At 68.9% G+C, this 19,422-nt stretch carries 14 protein-coding genes; 4 read left to right on the top strand and 10 right to left on the bottom strand.

Translation table 11 applies throughout. The features are described 5' to 3' along the window. Window positions 1-4 precede the first annotated feature (4 nt). The 4 genes from M0G41_RS02840 (at window position 5) to M0G41_RS02825 (ending at window position 6,510) form a co-directional block, all read left to right on the top strand. Window positions 5-1,516, top strand: a complete 1,512-nt coding sequence (locus tag M0G41_RS02840) for a sigma-54-dependent transcriptional regulator (protein WP_248204827.1) — start codon at window positions 5-7, stop codon at window positions 1,514-1,516. A 92-nt stretch (window positions 1,517-1,608) separates the two neighbouring features. Continuing rightward, complete coding sequence (locus M0G41_RS02835; RefSeq protein ID WP_248204825.1) at window positions 1,609-2,751, top strand: hybrid sensor histidine kinase/response regulator; 1,143 nt, start codon at window positions 1,609-1,611, stop codon at window positions 2,749-2,751. A gap of 503 nt (window positions 2,752-3,254) precedes the next feature. Beyond that, complete coding sequence (locus M0G41_RS02830; protein WP_248204823.1) at window positions 3,255-4,532, top strand: hypothetical protein; 1,278 nt, start codon at window positions 3,255-3,257, stop codon at window positions 4,530-4,532. Window positions 4,533-4,806: 274 nt separating this feature from the next. Then, window positions 4,807-6,510 carry a sensor domain-containing diguanylate cyclase gene (locus M0G41_RS02825; RefSeq protein WP_248204821.1) on the top strand — a complete coding sequence of 568 codons (1,704 nt, stop codon included), beginning with the start codon at window positions 4,807-4,809 and terminating at the stop codon, window positions 6,508-6,510. A 46-nt stretch (window positions 6,511-6,556) separates the two neighbouring features. Here the strand turns inward: M0G41_RS02825 and M0G41_RS02820 are convergent, their stop codons facing one another. The 10 genes from M0G41_RS02820 to phoB form a co-directional block, all read right to left on the bottom strand. Next, window positions 6,557-7,183 (bottom strand): BON domain-containing protein, encoded by a 627-nt coding sequence (locus M0G41_RS02820; RefSeq protein WP_248204819.1) that lies wholly within the window; start codon window positions 7,181-7,183, stop codon window positions 6,557-6,559. Window positions 7,184-7,412: 229 nt separating this feature from the next. Beyond that, window positions 7,413-9,434, bottom strand: coding sequence for a putative bifunctional diguanylate cyclase/phosphodiesterase (locus M0G41_RS02815; RefSeq protein ID WP_248204817.1), 2,022 nt, complete (start codon window positions 9,432-9,434; stop codon window positions 7,413-7,415). Between the two features lie 72 nt (window positions 9,435-9,506). Next, a complete protein-coding gene (locus M0G41_RS02810) occupies window positions 9,507-10,046 on the bottom strand; it encodes a phosphatase PAP2 family protein (protein ID WP_425511229.1) in 540 nt (179 codons plus the stop codon). Further along, the gene (locus tag M0G41_RS02805) at window positions 10,043-11,173 is read right to left on the bottom strand and encodes a glycosyltransferase family 4 protein (RefSeq protein WP_248204813.1); all 1,131 of its coding nucleotides are present in this window, start codon (window positions 11,171-11,173) and stop codon (window positions 10,043-10,045) included. The genes M0G41_RS02810 and M0G41_RS02805 overlap by 4 nt, the downstream gene beginning before the upstream one ends. A 120-nt stretch (window positions 11,174-11,293) precedes the next feature. Then, on the bottom strand, window positions 11,294-12,913 hold the full coding sequence (locus M0G41_RS02800; RefSeq protein WP_248204811.1) for a TonB family protein: 1,620 nt from the start codon (window positions 12,911-12,913) through the stop codon (window positions 11,294-11,296). Then, the gene (locus tag M0G41_RS02795; RefSeq protein ID WP_248204809.1) at window positions 12,903-13,271 is read right to left on the bottom strand and encodes a BlaI/MecI/CopY family transcriptional regulator; all 369 of its coding nucleotides are present in this window, start codon (window positions 13,269-13,271) and stop codon (window positions 12,903-12,905) included. Before M0G41_RS02795 ends, M0G41_RS02800 begins: the two co-directional genes overlap by 11 nt. 399 nt (window positions 13,272-13,670) lie before the next feature. Further along, window positions 13,671-15,179, bottom strand: coding sequence for an exopolyphosphatase (gene ppx / locus M0G41_RS02790; RefSeq protein ID WP_248204807.1), 1,509 nt, complete (start codon window positions 15,177-15,179; stop codon window positions 13,671-13,673). A gap of 39 nt (window positions 15,180-15,218) precedes the next feature. After that, complete coding sequence (gene ppk1, locus M0G41_RS02785; RefSeq protein ID WP_248204805.1) at window positions 15,219-17,342, bottom strand: polyphosphate kinase 1; 2,124 nt, start codon at window positions 17,340-17,342, stop codon at window positions 15,219-15,221. After that, window positions 17,339-18,652 carry a phosphate regulon sensor histidine kinase PhoR gene (gene phoR / locus M0G41_RS02780; RefSeq protein WP_248204804.1) on the bottom strand — a complete coding sequence of 438 codons (1,314 nt, stop codon included), beginning with the start codon at window positions 18,650-18,652 and terminating at the stop codon, window positions 17,339-17,341. Before phoR ends, ppk1 begins: the two co-directional genes overlap by 4 nt. Before the next feature lie 59 nt (window positions 18,653-18,711). Continuing rightward, on the bottom strand, window positions 18,712-19,401 hold the full coding sequence (gene phoB / locus M0G41_RS02775) for a phosphate regulon transcriptional regulator PhoB (protein WP_248204803.1): 690 nt from the start codon (window positions 19,399-19,401) through the stop codon (window positions 18,712-18,714). Window positions 19,402-19,422: the final 21 nt, after the last annotated feature.

The raw sequence follows: 19,422 nt of genomic DNA, 5'->3' as shown, positions 1-19,422 counted from the left end.
GGCCATGTCCGCCTCGCGAAGCGCCGCCATGCACCCGAGCATCGGCAACCGCCCCGACCCCGCGCAGGCCACGACCCGTGGCACTGCGCGGGACCGGGCCTATGGCATGCTCGATGCCGCGTCCTCCAACCTTGGAAAGTCCGCTCCCATGAGTGAAGAGACCGCACCGGCCGGTCGCGTTCTGGCCATCGATGACGAGCCGGAGATCCTCGATACCTACGAGGCCATCCTGGCCAAGCAGGGATTGCGCCTGACCCGCGCCGAGACTCTGGACGAGGGCATGAGGCTGGCGGTCAGCCGGCCGTTCGACGTGCTGCTGCTCGACCGCAACATCGGCTACGACCTGGGCACCGACGCCGTTCCGGAGCTGAAGAGCCAGGCCCCGGGCCTGCGGATCATCATGGCCACCGCCCACCGCGACACCGAGGCCGCGATGGAGGCTCTGCGGCTGGGCATCGACGACTATCTGGTCAAGCCGTTCTCGCCGGAGCAGCTGCGCATCGCCGTGGCCCGCCAGCTGGAAGCGCGCAGACTGAACGTCAAGGTGGCCGCGCTGGAAAGCCAGGTCAAACCTGCCTCGGGCAGCGCCGGTGACCTCGACAGCCGATCGCCGACCATGCAGCAGGCCCTGGCCATGGCCAAGCAGGTGGCGCGTACCGGCGCCAACGTGCTGATCCTTGGCGAGAGCGGCACCGGCAAGAACGTCATGGCCCGGGCCATCCACGCCTGGAGCCCGCGTGCAGCCGGCCAGTGCGTCACCGTGAACTGCCCCTCGCTCAACGCCGAGCTGCTCGAGAACGAGCTGTTCGGCCACCGCAAGGGCGCCTTCACCGGTGCCCAGGACAGCAGCGAGGGCCGCGTGGCCCAGGCCGACGGCGGCACCCTGTTCCTCGACGAGATCGGCGACTTCCCCATGGTCCTGCAGCCCAAGCTGCTGCGTTTCATCCAGGAGAAGGCCTACGAGCGGGTCGGCGATCCGGTCACCCGCCAGGCTGACGTCCGCCTGGTCACCGCGACCAACCGCGATCTGGCCACGATGGTCGAGCGGGGCGAGTTCCGCCAGGATCTGTTCTATCGCCTCAACGTGGTGGCCATCACCCTGCCGCCGCTGCGCGAGCGTCGCGAGGACGTGCTCGACCTCGCCCGCGGCTTCCTGACCCGCTTTGCACGCGATTATGGCTGCCCGGCGAGGCGCTTCTCGGACGGTGCCGAGGCCTTGCTGCGCGACTACCCCTGGCCAGGCAACGTCCGCGAGCTGCAGAACGTCGTCGAGCGTGCGGTGATCCTGTGTCCGGAGGAGGCCATCGATCGCGAGCAGCTGTCGCTTGGCGAGACCGCCTCGGCGGCGCCTTCGCTCAACTCGGCGGTGGGCAGCGACATCTCCCTCGAGCAGCTTGAGCGGCAGCACATCGAAGCCGTGCTGGCCCGGGCCGAGACCCTCGACCAGGCCTCCACCATCCTCGGCATCGATGCCTCGACGCTGTACCGCAAGCGCAAGGCTTACGGCCTCAAGTGAGGCCCGTTTGATGGCGGGCTCGCCCGCCGTCCGGCTCATGTCCATAATGGCTTGCCGGCATCTGCCGGTGAGCCACGTGTCCAGGAGTGTCCATGCCGCTGTCCGGCGCCAAGTCAGCGCTCGTGCTGATCGTCGATGACCAGGAGGCCAACCTCAGATTGCTCGGCCGGGTGCTGAGCGAGGCCGGTTTCGACGTCATGCCGGCCTCGTCCGGCGAGCAGGCCCTGAAGCGGATGGAGGCCGAGGTGCCTCACGTCGTGCTGCTCGACATGCGGATGCCGGGCATGGATGGTTACGAGGTGCTGCAGCACATCCGAGGACGCCCGGAATGGGCCGATATCCCGGTGCTGTTCCTGACCGCCGCCCACGAGCGCGAGCTGCTGGTCAAGGCCTTCGAGGCCGGCGCCTCGGATTACCTGACCAAGCCCTTCGTCACCGAGGAGCTGATCGTGCGCGTGCGCACGCACAGCGAGCACAAGCGATATCGCGACCAGCTGCGACAGTCGATCCGCGAGCGCGAGGACATCGCCACCATCGTGGTTCACGACCTGAAGAATCCGCTGTTCAACATCAGTCTCAACGCCTCACTCCTGCGCGAGGAGGCTCCGGCCGACAGCGAGACCGCCAAGCGTGCCAACTCGATCGAATCCTCGGCGCGGCGCGCCATGGACTTTGTCGAGCGCTATCTCGGGCGGCGTGCATCACTTGAATTGCGCGAGCGCTACGCGCCGGAGGCTCACTCGCCGCATGCACTGATCGGTGCGGCCTGCAGCGAGTTGCAGGAGGACGCGACGCGGCGCGGCCAGATCCTGCAGCAGGTCAGGAACGCCTCGGTTCCGCAGGTCGCCTGCGACCGGGACTCGGCGCTGATGATCCTGCGCAACCTGCTGTCCAACGCGATCAAGTATTCGCCCGAGGGCAGCGAGATCGAGCTCGGCGCGGAAGCCGGGGCCGGCGGCACCGTGCGACTGTGGGTCGCCGACCGTGGCCCGGGAATCAGCCGTGAGGAGCAGGCCAAGCTCTTCAAGCGTTATGTGAGGCTTTCCGCAGAGTCGGGCGAGGCCGCATCCTCCTCGGGAGTGGGCCTTGCCCTGGCCCGTCAGGAGGCCGAGTGGATGGGCGGCGAGCTGTGGCACGAGCCGCGTTCCGAAGGCGGTTCGGTCTTCGTCTTCAAGCTTCCGCAGGCCGGCCCCCAGGTGCCCGGCTATCGCGGTGAGGGCAAGTCGGGCGACTGACCCGCCAACGGCGCGGTGCCGGTCGCGCTGTCCACCCCTTGCCAAACTTCATGCCCAGGGCGGCCAGTTCGCCTTGGCCTGCCGGCGCCTCGGTGAGGCAGGCCAAGCTCGACCGGACAGACCCGATGCTGCTGGGCGTGCCGGATGCTGCAGCCGATCCATCTCCGATTGAACGTCATGTTGTGGGCGGGGCAGGGGCGGATCCCAAGGTAAGTTCCCGCCGGGCGACTCCATGGGCAAACAACGGCTTCTTCATCAGGCGTATACGGTTCTGTTAATGAGCCGATCAGTTTCGCGAGCGCCTCGCCCTGCATTGCGCCGGGCACGGATCCGCAGCCTGCAGGACAAGCCTTGCTGCCGGCTGAAGCGGGCTTCGATCACGCCTCATGATGTAGCTGTAAGTAAAAGATAAATAAGGAAAACATAGAAGGACTCCAGCTTGGCATCGCGGTTGCAATTCCTTGTTCAAACGCCCCAGGGCGAATCGAACCAGGAGAAACCCGATGTCCCGCAAGTTCCGTTTCCAGCGTCTCGCCATTGCCTGCATGTTGGGAGGTGTGGCGAGCGCTGCCAGCGCCGATGTCGTCTACGGCGACCAGGCCCGCGAGGCGTTCGCCGCGCGTCAGGCGCTGCTGGCCGGAATCCTGGATGCTTCTCCCAAGGGCAAGGTGTCGGCCGATACGCTGTTCCAGAACAGCTTCGAAGTCGCCGCCAGCTCGCAGCAGAACTGCGACAGTGACCGCGACGGCGATGGGCTCCCGGACTGCGTCGAGACCAACACGGGGCGCTTTGTCAGCGTCTCCGATACCGGCACCGACCCGGATCACGCGGACACGGATGGGGACGGCCTGCGTGATGGAGAGGAGGTGCTGGGTGCCGAGACCGGGCTCGACCTGCCGGCGCTCGGCGTCAGCCCGCTGCGTCGCGATCTGCTGATCGAGTATGACTGGTTCGACAGCAGCTACGACTGCGGCCCCCACAGCCAGCGCCCCACCGCTGCCATCGCCGCCCGTGTCGCCGCCATGTTCGCCTCGGCGCCGGTGCTCAATCCGGACGGCAGCAGCGGGATCAACGTGATCCAGGACTACGGCCAGGGCGGCCTGTTTGTCGGCGGCAACCGCATCGAGGGACATGACGCCATTCTCCCGGGCAGCCTCGACGCAACCTTCCATCAGATCAAGAACGAGAACTTCGATCCTGCGCGACTGGGCTACTTCCGCTACGTGATGATGCCGCACCGCTACAACGGCGGCAGCAGCTCCTCGGGCTATGCCGAAATCGTCGGCGACGACGCCATCGTCTCGCTGTACTGCCAGAACAGCGAGAGCAATGTGGCCCGCACCATCGCCCACGAGGTGGGTCATCTGCTGGGCCTGCATCACGGCGGCTTCGAGGAGTGCAACAACAAGCCGAACTACAACTCGCTGATGAACTACCGCTACCAGTTCCAGGGCGTCGATACCCAGTGTGACGCGCAGGGCGATTTCGCGGCTGACGATTTCTCCCGCGGCGACCGGCTGAGCCTGGACGAAAACGCGCTGCGCGAGCCGCAGGGCGTGTGCGGCAATCCGGCGATCGACTGGAACCGCGATGGCACCCTGCAGGAAGGTCTGGCCATGGACCTGAACCCGAATGACGCGGCGACCTGTGGCACCGCCATGCGCAAGCTGGACGACTTCGACGACTGGGCCAACCTGACCTTCGCCGGCGTGCTGGACTTCAAGGGCCAGCTGAAGTCGGTGCAGAGCGAGACGGGCTGTGCGGGCGCGCCGGTCCACTGATCGCCGCTGCCGGGTCTGACCCGGGCAGGACCTTCGCCCGCGGCCGTCCTGGTCGCGGGTTCCGTTTGGCGCCGATTCACCTGCGGCGTCACCCCGCAGGGCCGTCGAGCCCGGGCAACAGTGGTTTGGCTGCTCTGGGCGCCCGCGGCGGTCGGTGAGCTTCCGGATGGTCAGCGCCCGTCCCAGCGGCGAGAATGCCGGGGTCCTTGCTGCGGAATCTTCTCGTTGGCTCGTCCCATCGACGTTACCCACCGTCCTCCATCGGCCTGGCCGAATGCTTGAACGTGTGAGGTCCGGCACCCGCGGCGCCAGCCTGCGCCGGTCGTTGCTGCTGTCGTACGTGGCGCTTGTCGTGGCGATGGCGGTCTCGCTGTCCTGGGCGGTGGGTGACCGGGTGCATCGCATCCTCACCGAGTGGGCAGGACAGCGGATCGCCGTGCAGGCGATGTCGTTGGCCCAGCGCCTTGACGACGCGCTGGCCGAGCGCCTCGGTGACATGCGACTACTGGCAAGCCTGCCGGTGATGGCGCGCGCTGACGCCGACCCGGTGGAGATGCGTGCGGTGTTCCGGCAGCTGGGCCAGGAAGTACCCGAGTACGCCTGGATCGCCCGAAGCGATGGGGAGGGTCGGATCATCGCGGCCAGTGATCCGCGCCTCGAAGGTCTTTCGGTGGCCGAGCGGCCCTGGTTCAGCGAGGCGCTACAGGGGCCGTTCCTGGGCGACGCCCACGATTCCGGGCCGCTGTCCCCGACAGTCACCGCGCCCGAAGGCAGCCGTGCCCCCCTGTTCATCGATGTCGCCGCGCCGGTGCTGGATGCCGAAGGCCGCGCGGTCGGCGTGCTGGGCGCGCATCTCTCGCTGGGCTGGGCCGATGCCCTGCAGGAGCGCATGGGCCGCCAGGTCCTGCCGCTCGGCGATGTCGAGGTGCTGATCATCAACCGCGCCGGCGCCGTGCTGATCGGACCGCCGGCTTCGCAAGGTCGGCCGATGTGGGAGCTGATGAGCGAGTCGCGCTACCTGGTCGGCCTGGCTGCCACTGCCGGCCATCCGACGGCGAACGGCCTCGGCTGGTCGGTGCTGGTGCGCGTGCCGCGCGAGCAGGCGCTGAGCGAGATCGGCCCGGTCCGTTGGGCGATTGCCGGCGTCGCCGGCGTCATCGCCTTGCTGGCCTTGGCCTTTGCCAGCGTGATGGCGAGGCTGATCAGCGGCCCGCTGCGGCGCCTGTCGCGCGAGGCCAAGCAGATCATCGCCGGCGAATCGCGCGACTTCGCGGTGGTCCGCGGCTACCGCGAGTCGGTCGAGCTGAGCATGGCCCTGCACACGCTGATGGAATCGTTGGGTCGCCGGCGCGCCGAGCTGGAGCAGGCCGCGAGCAGCCTCGAGCGCGACGTGGCCGAGCGGACGGCCGAGCTGGAGGCCGCCAACCGCCGCCTGGCGGAGCTGGCCATCACCGACCCGCTGACCCGCCTCTATAACCGCCGGCATTTCGACGAGCGACTGCTTTTGGCGACCGGCCGCTGCGTGGAGGGCCACGGCGCCACGGTCCTGCTCCTGGTCGACATCGACCACTTCAAGCGGATCAACGACCGCCACGGGCATCCGGTCGGTGACGAGGTGCTGCGCCAGATGGCGAGGCTGTTGGGCGAGTCGGTCCGCCCTGCCGACATGGTGGCGAGGATCGGCGGCGAGGAGTTCGCCGTGCTTGCAGCGGATACGTCCGCCGGGGAGGGATTGGCGCTCGCCGAGCGCCTGCTGCAGCGAATCCGCCAGGCCTCGCCGCTGGCGGTTGGCCGGATGAGGGTGCCGGTGTCGGTCAGCATCGGCATTGCCAGCTGCAGGAACGGGGCCGGCCGGACGCCGGACCAGCTGGCCGAATGGCTGCTGGGTCGGGCCGATTCGGCCCTCTACCAGGCCAAGGCCGGCGGTCGCGACCGGCTCTTCGAGGCGCTGCCCGAAAACAAGCGCGCCGCGCCCTAGAAGGGGCGCGGCGCAGGGGCTTGGAGTTGCCTCAGTCGGGCGATGCTCAGCCCTCGATCACCTTGAGCCGCTTGGCATCGACATCGCGGACACCCTCGGTGTTCTCGGCGATGCGGATGGCCATGGCCTTCATGGTGTCGCTCTCGATCACGCCGCTGAGGTGAACCACCTCGTTCTTCGTCTCGACGTTGATCTTGCTGCCGTCGACATCATCCTCGGCCAGCAGCTGGCTCTTGACCTTGGTGGTCAGCCAGGCGTCCTTGGACTTCTCGCCCAGCTCCGCCGCCTCGGCACGGGCCTCGCCGCTCAGCGTCGCGGTGTTGGCCTCACGCCGGGCCAGGCTGCCCTCGGGGGCCACCACGATGCGGTTGTCGACCGAAACCACGCCTTCGGTGGTGCGGGCGATGTGGGTGGCCACGTCTCGGGCCGCCTCACTGTCGGCGCCACCCTTCAGGGTGACCACGCCGCTCTTGGTGGTGACATTGATGTCGAAGGCCTCGGTACGCTCGTCATCCATCAGCTTGGTCTTGATGCTGGCGGTGATCGTCGAGTCGTCGATCACCTGGCCGACGGTGCGGTCGTGGTCGGCATGGTCATCGGCGATGGCGACGCCGCCGCCGAAGCCGACGCCGAGGGCAAGGGACAGGGCGAACGGAAGGGTCTTCTTGATCATGATGTAACTCCTCTGCATGGATTTCTTGTGGGCGTCGTAGCAGGGACGCATCCATGGACAAACAAGGCCCGTGCCAATCGAGAGGATGTCAATAAAATCAGTGTGTTGGGTGATCTCCCGAAGCCCGGTGCCAGCGCTCGCCGGGGCAGGGTGCAAGGGCGGGCGGGCAACCTGCACGGGCTGCCGGCAGATCCGGACCATGCCGGGTCTGGCCAGGCTGGGACCCGGCTCAGGGGACTTCGAGACCGGCGCGCCGGGTCTGGTCCCTGGATTCGGCGGGCAGCCAGACCGCGAGCGCCTCGTCCGCCTCGGTCGGGCGGGCGAGCAGGTAGCCCTGCGCGAGGTCGAATCCGAGCGATCGGGCCAACTCGAATTGCGCCTGCGTCTCGACGCCCTCTGCGACCACCCGGCGACCCAGCCTGTGGCAGAGCGGCACGAGGGCCTCCAGCACCATCCGCTCGGTCTCGCCCAGCGAGGCGATGAAGGCGCGGTCGAACTTGATCCACTGCGCGGGCAGGTCCTTCAGATAGGTCAGCGACGAGTAGCCGGTGCCGAAATCGTCCACCGCCACCGCCACGCCCAGCTCGCCCAGCCGCCGCAGTGCATCGAGCCCACCCTGCATCGAACGCATCGCCGCGCCTTCGGTGACCTCGACCAGCAGCTGCTCGGCCGGCACCCCATGCCGGCGGAGCAGCTCACCGACGTCGTCGACAAGACTCGGGTGTTCGAGCGACTCGGCCGACAGATTCACTGCCAGCCTCGGAATCCGCCCGCCCTGCTCCGAGCCCAGCAGGGTGATCGCGCGGCGCAGCATCATCAGGTCGAAGCGCGGCATCAGGCGCAAGGTCTGCAGCTGCGGCAGGAACGCACCCGGCCCGAGCAGTCCGCGCCGCGGGTGCGGCCAGCGCGCCAGCGCCTCGAACCCGGCCAGCGCGCCGCTGCGGCAGTCGAACAAGGGCTGCAGGTGCACGGCGAAGGCGTCGTTGTCGAAGGCGTGCTGGACCTGGTCGGAGAGGCTGACCCAGTCCTGCAGCCGGCCGCGCATGTCGCGCGAATAGCCCAGGCACTGTCCGTCGCCGTGCATCTTGGCGGCATGCAGGGCGATCTCCGCCTCGCGCAACACGCTGTCCCAGGCCGAAGGGGAGCGCAGCCGTGACCAGCCCATGCTGGCCGACAGGGGCACGTTCTGGCCGCCGACCTGCAGGCGCTCGTGGATCAGCATCTGAAGATCGGCGAGTCGTTCCAGCGCCGAGTCGTCGTCCGCGGTGAACAGCAGGAACTGGTCGCCACCGAAGCGGCCGACGTGCAGGCCGGCGGGCAGCCGCCGGGTCAGGCGCTGTCCCAGGGCGGCCAGTGCCGCATCCCCGCCGTGCATGCCAAGGGTCTGGTTGACCAGTCGGAAGTTGTCGAGGCCGGCGATTGCCAGCAGCACGTTCTGGCCGGGATGGGCGGTGAACCACGCGTGCAGGGCGTGGCGCAGGCCGGCGTCATTGGGCAGGCCGGTCAGCGGATCACTGCGGCTGAGGGTGAGTACCCGCCGGTCGGCGGCCTCGGCCCGGCGCCGCTCGATGGCCAGCAGCCAGATCACCAGGCCCAGCCCGATCACCTGGTAGGCCAGCAGTTCCACCACCGGTTGCAGCCGCGCCAGCAGGCCGAGGGTCGCACTGCCGGCGGTGGGCAGTGCCGGCATGCTCATCGTACCCATGACGGCGAGCAGCACTCCGTACAGGCCAAGGCCGGCCGCGACCAGCCACCGGCCCGCGTGCCAGGGCGCGCGGGCCCGCAGCACGCCGATGCTGGCTGCGATGAGGGCGAGGCCGGTGAGCAGGTAGCGCAGGCCGGTGCGCAGGAACAGCCGCGACAGGTTGCCGTCCGGGGCCGTGGCGTAGGGCAGGGTGACCAAGGCGCCCAGCAGCAGGCAGGCGAGAAGAAGCAGCACCGGGCGTCGCGCGGGGGACCATTCGGGTCGGATCAGCAGGTGCAGGCCGATCAACAGGGTGAGCAGCTGGAGGAAGCCCAGAGTGGTGTAGCCGAGCGCGAGTCCGATCATTCCCGGATCGGTGGCCACCGATCCGCCGGCCCGGAACTGGTAGGCCACCATCACCGTGGCCAGATACAGCGCCAGCGCGACAAAGCTCATCGACCACCAGCCAAGGTAGGCCTGGCGATACTGGCGCCAGAACGTGCCGAGCACGCCCGCGAGCAGCAGGGCGCCGAGCAGCTGGGCGACCATCAGGGACGTCGAAACCATGGGCCAAGCCTAGCCCAGTCGCCCGGGAAGAGGGCGCTCGCACCGTCTACGGTGCCGGATCGGGGAGGAATCCTAGGCGGCGAGAATCAGCGAGCCCAGCCCCAGTACCGAGGCGATGAGGGCGGCGGCAGCGACGTCGCTCGGATAGTGCAGGCCCAGGATCACCCGCGACGCGGCCACGGCGACGGTGAACGGCACGAGGATCAGGGCAAGCGCCGGATACCAGGCCACGGCGATGATGGTGAACGAAACGGCGTGCAGGGTGTGGCCGGAGGGAAAGCTGAATTCGTCGAGCGGCGGAGTGATCGCCTTGATGCGTGCGTCGTCCCTGAACGGGCGCGGACGGCGGGTGCGCCGCTTGAGCTGCGTGTAAAGGATCAGGGCCACGAGGCCGGTGGCCGCCATGTGCACCGAGGCGGATAGGCCGTTCCAGCCGTCCAGCATGACCACGGCCAGCATCAGTGCATACCAGATCGGCCCGTCGCCGGCTCGGCTGATCCAGGTGAACACCCGCCCGGCGCTGCCGCCGCGGGCCCAGCGGTTGGCGGCGAGGCACCAGGCCAGCTCGCGCCGTTTCACGCCATCGAAGATCAGGGCTCTGGTCGGCATCAGCGCAGCTCCGGTCTGGGCAGTTCCGCCAGGAGATCGGCAAACCGGCGGGCCAGTGCCGCCGGGTCGGACTCAATCATCGATCGGCGCGCGGCGGCGCCGAGGCGCTGGCGCAGGGCCGGCTCGGCGGCGAGGGTGCGGGCCGCGGCGACGAAGCCTTCGGGGTCATCGCGAGCGACCAGCCAGCCGTTCTTTCCATGACGCACCACCTCGCGTGCCGCGCCATAGTCGAAGGCGACCAGGGGCAGGCCGGCAGCCATTGCTTCCAGCGTGACGTTGCCGAAAGTTTCGGAGAGGCTCGGAAACAGGAACAGATCGGCCGACGCGACCTGCCGGCCCAGCGCCGCCCCGAGGTGGACCCCGGCGAAAATGAAGTCCGGGTGCGCCCGCGCCAGACGGACGCGTTCGGGGCCGTCACCGACCAGCACCAGCCGCGCATCCGGCTCGACCCCCTGTAGTCCGCGGAAGGCGCGAACCAGGAGGGGCAGGTTCTTCTCGGCAGCCAGTCGTCCGACGTGGATGACGGCCAGTTCGCCGTCGTCCAGGCCCCACTCGGTGCGCAGCGTCCGGTCCCGGCGTGCCGGATCGAACACGCTGCAATCGACCGCCCGGCCGAGCTGGTGCAGTCGCCGGAAGCCCTGGGCGGAGAGGTAGTCCGCGAGTTCGCGGGTCGGCACCAGGGTGCCTTGGGCGCGGTTGTGGAAACGGCGCATCCAGCCCAGCGCCAAGGGGGCGAGGAAAGGCAGCCCGTATCGCCGCATGTAGTCGTCGAAGCGGGTATGGAAGCCCGCCGCCACCGGAATGCCGAGGCGCCTGGCAGCGCCCAGCGCCGACCAGCCGAGCGGTCCTTCGGTCGCCACGTAGACCGCATCGGGCCGGTCGTTGCTCCAGCGCTGACGGAGCCGGCGCCCGGCCGGAAAACCGAAGCGCAGCTCCGGGTAGCGCGGAATCGGCGCGCCCTTCACCACCAGTTCCGACGCCCGCTGCCGGCCGCGTTCGTCGCGCTGCCGCGGTCGGACCAGGCTGACCCGGTGCCCGGCCTCGCCGAGCCCGCGCTCAAGCCTTTCGATGGTCAGGGCGACGCCGTTGACCTCCGGCGGATAGGTTTCGGTGACGATGGCAACGTGCATGCGCACTCCCCGGTTTCGGGAAGTGTCGGCAGCGGGTGTGATCCGGTGATGACCCGCGGGTGGCAGGTGCGTGACATCGGGCACGCCCCGGCGCGTCGGCGCCGGGGCGCGGGAACGGCCTCAGGTCTTCGGCTGGGTGGGGCGCAGATGGATCGCGTCGAGGGCCCCGCTGTCGCCGGCGCAGGCCGGTTGCGAACTACTCTCGTCCAGGCTGAAGCAGATCGGCACCTGGCTCCAGGCGCTGACCGCCAAACCGTCGCGCGTGGCCGGATTGAACGTCCACTTGGCGACCGCCTCCCGGGCGGCGGCATCGAACACGCCCGGGAGCGTGGCGCGTTCGACCTCGATGCGCTCGGGGCGGCCATCCGCGGCCACCAGGACCCGCAGCAGGACCACGCCTTCCTGGCCGGCGGCGATCGCCGCCTCGGGATAGGTCGGAGGCGCCAGCCTGCGGTAGGTCGGGCCGGTCTCGGCGACCGGCGAAGAGCCCTTGGTCGCTGCCGCATCTGCCGGCTCAACCGGCGTCACCTTGGCCTTCAGGCGCAGGCTCGAGTCCGCATTCGGTGCAGTGGTGGTGACCTGCTCGCCGCGGCTCAGGGCCAGCAGGTCCACGGGCGTTGCCGGCTGACCGTTGAACTCGAACACCGCGCTGCTGAACTGTGCGTGCTCGGGGTCGTACGCGAAGCTGGCGCGCCAACTTCTGCCTGGCTCATCGAACCCCATCGAGAAACCGGTGGCTGGATCGAACTTTACCTCCGGTGCATAGGTCTGGCCGTCGAAATCCACCTCGACCAGGGCGTGTTGCAACGGCGCCGGGGCGGCGGACAAGGAGGCGTCCTGCCGCGAAGCGGGCTGGTTCGACCACGCCATGCCGGCGGAGCAGAGCGCCAGGGCGACGACCAGGGAAGTGCCGATCCGGCGGCGGACGGGTGAATTGCGGACTGTACTCAACATAAGGATGCGTTCCTTCAGGGGATGGCTGGACTGCCATAGGCAGCCGACCGGCAGTCCAGGGACGGCCAGCTGCACATTCAGGAGCGTGTCGGCATATTGCCGGCGCGCGTGGGGGTAGCGCTGCACCACCTCGGCATCGCTGGCCAGCTCGTGGTCATGGCGCAGCCGGTGGGCCGCGTAGTGGACCAGCGGGTTGAACCAGTAGATGCAGCGAAGCGCCGTGGCGATGGCGTTGGCGGCCACGTCGCCGCGACGCAGGTGGCTGCGCTCGTGAGCCAGGATCAGGGCCTGCTCTGCTTCGCTGAAACGCTGGGTGAAGTCGGCCGGCAGGATGATCCGCGGCCGGACCAGGCCGAGCACTGCCGGTCCGACCTCGCTGGATTCCGCCCGCAGCACGCCATCGTCGAGCACCTGCAGCCGGCCGAGACGGCGGCGGAATCGGCGCTGCTGGAGCATGAAGTAAATCAGGGCCAGCACACCGCCGAGGCCCCAGGCCAGGGCCAGGAGCAGACTTCCCGAAGGACCGGCAGGCGCCGCGGGGAGGCTCGTGCCGACGGCGGCAGGCAGCGCCATGGCAGGCAGGATCTGCCAGGTCGCCGTCGCCTGTTTTTCCGGCGCGGGCAGCCACACCGCCAGCTGGGCCAGCGGTACCAGGGCCCAGAGCAGGGGCAGGCAGCCGGCGCCGAAGGTACGGGCCATCGGCCGGCGCAGGGCCAGCACGGCGAGCAGGGCGGCGCTGGTGGCCAGCGTCCCTTCGATGAGGAAAGCGATCAGCTCAGCGCCCATCATCGATCTCCCCGATCAGTCGGCGAAGCTCCTCGACATCCCGTTTCGACAGCTTGCCGTGGCGGCTGAAGTGCGCCACCAGCGGTGCCACCCGGCCGTCGAACAGCCGGTCGAGCAGGCCGCGGCTTTCCGCCAGCACGTACTCTTCGCGCGCCAGCTGCGGCCGGTAGCGGTAGCGGCGCCCCTCGGGCTCGGCCTCCAGTGCGCCCTTCTTGAGCAGCCGGTTGAGCAGGGTCTTGACCGTGGCCTCCTGCCAGTCGGTCGCGTCGCCCAGGGCCTGGAAGACCTCCTCGGCGGTGGAGGGGCCGCGCTCCCAGAGCACGCCCATCACCCGGCTTTCCGCTTCGCTGATCTGCATGGAAGGTTTACGTCCGTAATCGTTGAGCACAGATTACGCGCGTAAACGATACTGTCAAGTGCCTCTGGGCGCGGAGCAGCTTTCGCGCGTTTCGACAGCTTCGGGCGCGAAGCAGACCTTCATAGGGTGCGGCTTGCCGCACCGGGCATACCGTCCGAACGCCCGCAAGGCACACCCTCTGGGGCTTCGCTGACGCCCAGCGAAGCCAGACTGTGGGAGCGCCCTTGGGCGCGACCGCGGCGCTAAGGATTCACCTCAGACCGCGGCTAGAGCCGAACTCCACGGTCGCGCCCAAGGGCGCTCCCACAGAACATCGGCGCAATTGATGCACCGGGGCGAATGCGAGCTTCGCGCCCCGACCCGCCGCCGGGCGCCCGGGCTGCGGACGGGTGGTCGCACTCAGCGCGTTTCGATGTGCAGCAGCAGGCCGAAGGGCGCGAGGTATTCGCGTTCGGCGTCGAGGTCGGAGCGGGTCAGGGGATGGGCGTCGAGCCAGCCCGCCGGCAGGGTAAGGCGCACGCTGCCGCCATCGATGGCCAGTTCCATGGCGGGCGGCGGCGAGGGGTCGTGGCTGCGGTGCAGTAGCACGGCCAGCCGCAGCAGAACGAGGGATTGCAGGGTCGACTGCGCGTCGCGTTCGGGGATCGCCGAGATCGCGTTGCGCGAGATCTCACGACGGTGGCAGCGGACCAGTGTCGCCAGGATCTGCTGGTCCTGGGTCGAGAAGCCGGCGATGTCGGAATGGCGCAGCAGGTAGGCGCCGTGGCGGTGGTACTGGCTGTGCGCGATCGACAGGCCGAGTTCGTGGACCCGCGCCGCCCAGACCAGCTGGTCGCGTTCCTCCTCGCCGAGTCCGCAGCGCTCGGCCACCTGCTCGAACAGGGCGAGCACGGTCTGCTCCACCCGTTGCGCCTGGGCGAGGTCGACGTCGTAGCGCTTGGCCAGCGCGGCGATCGAGGCGTCGCGGGGATCGCGGTCGCTGGCGCGACCCAGCATGTCGATCAGGATTCCCTCGCGCATCGCGGTCTGGGCGACCTGCATGCGCTGGATGCCGAGTTCGTTGAACGCGGCCTCCAGCACCAGGATGGCGCCGGCGATGATCGGACGCCGATCCTCGGACAGGCCGGGCAGGCGGATATCGTCGACGCCGTCGAACTCGAGCAGGGTGTCACGCAGCTTCTTCAGCGCCGGCTCGGTGATCACACCCCGCGAGAGCTTCATCTCGGTGAGGATCTCGCCGATCGCCTTGATGCTGCCGGAGGAGCCGAAGGTCTCCTGCCAGCCGGTCGAACGGTAGGCCGCGGCGAACTGCTGGAACTCGGCCGAGACCTCGGTCAGCGCCTCCTTCCAGCGCTTCTTGGAGAGTTTGCCGTGGGCAAAAAAGCGCCGTGTGCTGGCGATGCAGCCCATCTGCAGGCTCTCGCGTTCGATCGGCAGGTCGCCCATGCCGATGATGAACTCGGTCGATCCACCGCCGATGTCCATCACGAGACGGCGCTTGCGCGGCGCGGTGGGATGGCCGTGGGCGACGCCGAGGTAGATCAGGCGCGCCTCCTCGCGACCCGATACCACTTCGATGCGGTGGCCCAGCGCGGTCTCGGCCGGCACCAGGAAACCCTGCGGATTGCGCAGCTGGCGCACGGTGTTGGTGGCGATGACCCGGACCCGGTTGTCGGGCAGGGTGCGCACCCGTTGGCCGAGCCGTGACAGGCAGTCGAGCGCGCGGGCCATGGCCTCGCCGGTCAGACCTCCCTCCGCGTCGAGGCCATTGGCCATGCGCACGGTCTCGCGCAGGCGGTCGACCGTACGCAGCTGGCCCAGCAGGTGCCGGGCAACGACCATGTGGAAGCTGTTCGAGCCGAGGTCGACCGCGGCGAACAGTTCGCCCTCTTTCAGCGCATCACCCATGGGTGGTCGGCGCTCCTTGGAGGGCCGGGGCGGCCGGCCTCATTCGCAGAGCCTCGCCAGCAGGGAGCGCTGCGCCGAATGGGGCATGCCGTCCTCGGGCGGCGTCACCCGCAGGTAGCTGCCGTCGGACTGCAGCTCCCAGGCCTGCGTGTTGTCGGCCAGATAGTTGCCGATCTCCTCCTCGTAGACCCGCGCCGCGAGGTCGCGGTCGAGGATCGGGAAACAGGTCTCGATCCGGCGCAGCAGGTTGCGCTCCATCCAGTCGGCGGAGGAGCAGTAGATCTCGGGTTCGCCGTCATTGCCGAACCAGTACACCCGCGAGTGCTCGAGAAAGCGGCCGACCACCGAGCGCACCCGGATGTTCTCCGAGACGCCCGGGACTCCGGGACGCAGGCAGCAGGCGCCGCGCACGATCAGATCGATCTGGACGCCGGCGCAGGATGCCTCGTACAGCGCCCGGATCACTGTGGGCTCGTTGAGCGCGTTCATCTTGGCCTGGATGGTCGCCGGTCGGCCCGCGCGGGCAAGCCTGGTCTCGCGCTCGATCATCCGCAGCAGGCCCTTGTGCAGGGTAAAGGGCGACTGCAGCAGGCGCTTGAGCTTGATCTCGGTGCACAGACCGGAGAGCTGCTGGAAGATCAGGTGGACATCGTTGCCGATGTCGGGATCGGCGGTGAACAGGCCCACGTCGGTGTAGACCCGCGCCGTGCCCGGGTGGTAGTTGCCGGTGCCGAGATGCACGTAGCGCCGCAGCTTGCTGCCCTCCCGGCGCACGATCAGCAGCATCTTGGCGTGGGTCTTGTAGCCGACCACGCCGTAGACGACCTGCACGCCGACCTCCTGCAGGCGGTCGGCGAGGCGGATGTTGGCCTCCTCGTCGAAGCGGGCCCGCAGCTCGATCACCACGGTGACGTCCTTGCCGTTGCGCGCCGCGGTGATCAGGCTTTCGACCAGGGGCGAATTGGCGCCGGCGCGGTACAGGGTCTGCTTGATCGCCAGCACGTCCGGGTCGTGCGCGGCCGCCTTCATCACGTCGAGAACGGTCTGGAAGCTCTCGTAGGGGTGATGCAGCAGCACGTCATGGCGGCTGATGCTGTCGAAGGGTGTGTCGCCCGAGATCCGCGCCGGACGCGGGGTGAAGGACGGGAACTTCAGCTCCGGCCGGTCGACCATGTCATAGACCGCGATGACCCGGTTGAGGTTGACCGGGCCGTTGATCCGGTAAAGCGCGTTCTCCTGCAGGTCGAAGTTCTGCAGCAGGATGCGCACGATCGGCGTCGGACAGTTCTCGGCGATCTCCAGCCTCACAGCGCGGCGAAAGCCGCGCCCGGCGAGTTCGTCCTTCAGCGCGTGGGCGAGGTTCTCGACCTCCTCCTCGTCGACGAACAGCTCGGAGTTGCGGGTGACCCGGAACTGGTAGGCGCCCTTGACCCGCATGCCGGGGAACATCTCGTCCACGAAGGCGCTGAGGATGGCCGAGAGCAGGACGAAGTCGTTCTCGCCACCGCTGACCTCAAGCGGCAGGCGGACGATGCGCGGCAGCGAGCGGGGCGCGCGGACGATCGCCATGCCGCCGGAGCGGCCGAAGGCATCGCGGCCTTCCAGCACAACCACCACGTTCAGCGACTTGTTGAGGATCCGCGGGAAGGGGTGCGAAGGGTCGAGGCCCAGCGGCGAGAGCACCGGCAGGATCTCCTCGATGAACAGCTCGTGCAGCCATCGGCGCAGCTTCGCGTTCCAGGCCTCGCGCGGCAGGATGCGGATGCCCGCATCGGCCAGCGCCGGACGCAGCGTGTCGTTCCAGAACTGGTACTGGGCCTGCACCAGCCGCCCGGCATGCTCATGGATGGCGCCCATCGCAGCCGCGGGGGTCAGCCCGTCCGGTGGCAGCGGGCCGCCGTACTCCAGCGCCGTGCGCACGGTGGCGGCGCGGATCTCGAAGAATTCGTCGAGGTTGGTGCAGGAGATGCACAGGTACTTCAGACGCTCGAGCAGGGGAATCGAGGCATCCATCGCCTGGGCCATCACCCGGCGGTTGAACTCCAGCTGCGAGAGTTCGCGGTTGAGGAACAGCGCGGGGTCGCGGAAGGGGTCCTCGCCGCCGCCCACGCGCCTGGGGGCGGGGCTGCGCTCGGGGCTGGGCTTGCGCTTGGCGGTGCTCATGCTGCGTCCTGTTCCTGTGCGGCGACCTGCTCCGGGGCGAACACGCAGCTGAAGGTGCTGCCCCGGCCGAGTTCGCTTTCGATCTCCAGCCTTGCATGATGCAGGTTCAGGGCGTGCTTGACGATGGCAAGGCCAAGTCCGGTGCCGCCCGTATCGCGCGAGCGGCTGTTCGACACCCGGTAGAAGCGCTCGGTGATCCGTGGCAGGTGCTGGGGGGCGATACCCGGCCCGCTGTCGCTGACCGAGAGCCGTGCTCCGCCGTCCGCCTCGCGCGCGAAGCGGATGCGCACCTCGCCCCCCGCCGGGGTGTAGCGGACCGCATTGCTGACCAGGTTGGAGAACGCGCTCTGCAGCTCCTTGGACGAGCCCAGCAGGTCGCAGGGGCAGTGCTCGTCCAGGCTGATCCGGTGCCGGCCCGAGGAGAGCGCCTCGGCATCACGGCGCAGGGCCTGCAGCAGGGGCTGCATCGGCACCCGCTCGCTCGGCACCCGGTCCATCGACTCGAGGCGCGAAAGCGTCAGCAGGTCCTCGACGATGCGGTTCATGCGCGCCGACTGGCTGCGCATCTCATCGAGCAAGCCGGCGAGCTCGGGGTTGTCCTCGCCATCGAGCATGTCGAGGTAGCCGTGGATCACGGTCAACGGCGTGCGCAGCTCGTGGCTGACGTTGGCGACGAAATCGCGGCGCACCTGCTCCAGCTGCATGAGCTTGCTGACATCGCGGGCAATCAGCAGCTTCTGCTCGCTGGTGTAGTCGGCCAGGCGCAGCAGCAGCCGACGTTGCGGATCGACCGGCGAGGGCAGGTCGATCAGCGGCTCGGAGGCGTCGCCCGACAGCCATTCGACCACCCGGGGCGCACGCAGCAGGTGGGTCAGCCGGGCTCCGAGATCGTCCGGATGACGCAGCCCGAGCAGGCGGGTCGCGGATTCGTTGAACCAGGCGATCCGGCCGTCGCGCCGGGAGACCACCAGCACGCCGTCGGGCAGGGCGGCCGCGGCTTCGCGGAAGGCATGCAGCAGGGACTGCAGGCGCCGCTTGCGCTGCCTGGACTCGCGCTGGCGGCGAAACAGCTGGGCCTGGATCTCGCTGAACACGCCCCAGCCCTCGGGTGAGGCGATGGCCCTGCGCGAGCCGAGCTGGCGCAGCAGGCGGTGGATCTGCCAGTAATGCCAGCCCAACGCCCCAGCGAGGCCCAGGCTGAGTCCGGCCAGGGGCCGTCCGAACACGCCGCCGGCCACGGCGCAGAGCAGCAGCCAGCCGGCCAGCCGCCAAAGGGAGTGTTGCCAGGCGCGCCCGGGGATCCAGTTCATGCAGGCATGTTAGCCGTAGCCTGGACGGTGGTCAGCGCCGCGAGGTTGGCCGCGCCGGTTCAATAGCTCGTGGAAAAGCGGTACCCCGCGCCACGCACGGTCTGCACCAGGCCGTCGACGCCGTGCGGTTCCAGCGTCTTGCGCAGTCGACGGATATGCACGTCGACGGTGCGCTCTTCGACGTAGACATTGCTGCCCCAGACCTGGTCGAGCAGCTGGGTGCGCGAATAGACGCGCTCGGGATGGGTCATGAAGAAATGCAGCAGGCGGTATTCGGTCGGGCCGATCTCGACCGGCGCTTCGCCGGCGAATACGCGGTGGGCTGGGCCGTCGATGCGCAGGCCGCCGAGCGAGACGCTGCCGTCCTCGGAGTCGCCCCGGGCCCGGCGCATCACCGCCTTGATCCGGGCCAGCAGCTCGCGCGCCGAGAAGGGCTTGACCACGTAGTCGTCGACCCCGGATTCGAGGCCGCTGACGCGGTCGTTCTCCTCGCCGCGGGCGGTCAGCATGATGATCGGGATCTCCCGGGTCAGCTCGTCGCGGCGGAAGCGGCGCGCAAGCTCGAGACCCGAGGTGCCGGGCAGCATCCAGTCGAGCAGGATCAGGTCCGGCACGCGCTCGGAGATGCGCACCTGGGCTTCGCGGGCGTCGCCCGCCGGTACCGGCTCGTACTCCGCCTTGCGCAGGGCATAGGCGACCATGTCACGGATAGCCGGTTCGTCATCGATGATCAGAATGCGCTTGTTCACTCGAGCTCACGAGAATCGGAA

Source organism: Pseudomarimonas salicorniae (assembly GCF_023156535.1).
Lineage (GTDB): Bacteria > Pseudomonadota > Gammaproteobacteria > Xanthomonadales > Xanthomonadaceae > Pseudomarimonas > Pseudomarimonas salicorniae.
Note: the sequence above shows the minus strand (reverse complement) of the source record. Positions and strands in the feature narration are given on the sequence as shown.

Bases quoted from the DNA above. Each gene is read 5' to 3' on its own strand.
- M0G41_RS02820 (WP_248204819.1), bottom strand. From the start codon at position 7,183: ATGATCAAGAAGACCCTTCCGTTCGCCCTGTCCCTTGCCCTCGGCGTC.
- ppx (WP_248204807.1), bottom strand. From the start codon at position 15,179: ATGGGTGATGCGCTGAAAGAGGGCGAACTGTTCGCCGCGGTCGACCTC.
- phoR (WP_248204804.1), bottom strand. From the start codon at position 18,652: ATGAACTGGATCCCCGGGCGCGCCTGGCAACACTCCCTTTGGCGGCTG.
- M0G41_RS02795 (WP_248204809.1), bottom strand. From the start codon at position 13,271: ATGCAGATCAGCGAAGCGGAAAGCCGGGTGATGGGCGTGCTCTGGGAG.
- M0G41_RS02830 (WP_248204823.1), top strand. From the start codon at position 3,255: ATGTCCCGCAAGTTCCGTTTCCAGCGTCTCGCCATTGCCTGCATGTTG.
- M0G41_RS02835 (WP_248204825.1), top strand. From the start codon at position 1,609: ATGCCGCTGTCCGGCGCCAAGTCAGCGCTCGTGCTGATCGTCGATGAC.
- M0G41_RS02805 (WP_248204813.1), bottom strand. From the start codon at position 11,173: ATGCACGTTGCCATCGTCACCGAAACCTATCCGCCGGAGGTCAACGGC.
- M0G41_RS02815 (WP_248204817.1), bottom strand. From the start codon at position 9,434: ATGGTTTCGACGTCCCTGATGGTCGCCCAGCTGCTCGGCGCCCTGCTG.
- M0G41_RS02800 (WP_248204811.1), bottom strand. From the start codon at position 12,913: ATGGGCGCTGAGCTGATCGCTTTCCTCATCGAAGGGACGCTGGCCACC.
- ppk1 (WP_248204805.1), bottom strand. From the start codon at position 17,342: ATGAGCACCGCCAAGCGCAAGCCCAGCCCCGAGCGCAGCCCCGCCCCC.
- M0G41_RS02825 (WP_248204821.1), top strand. From the start codon at position 4,807: ATGCTTGAACGTGTGAGGTCCGGCACCCGCGGCGCCAGCCTGCGCCGG.
- M0G41_RS02840 (WP_248204827.1), top strand. From the start codon at position 5: ATGTCCGCCTCGCGAAGCGCCGCCATGCACCCGAGCATCGGCAACCGC.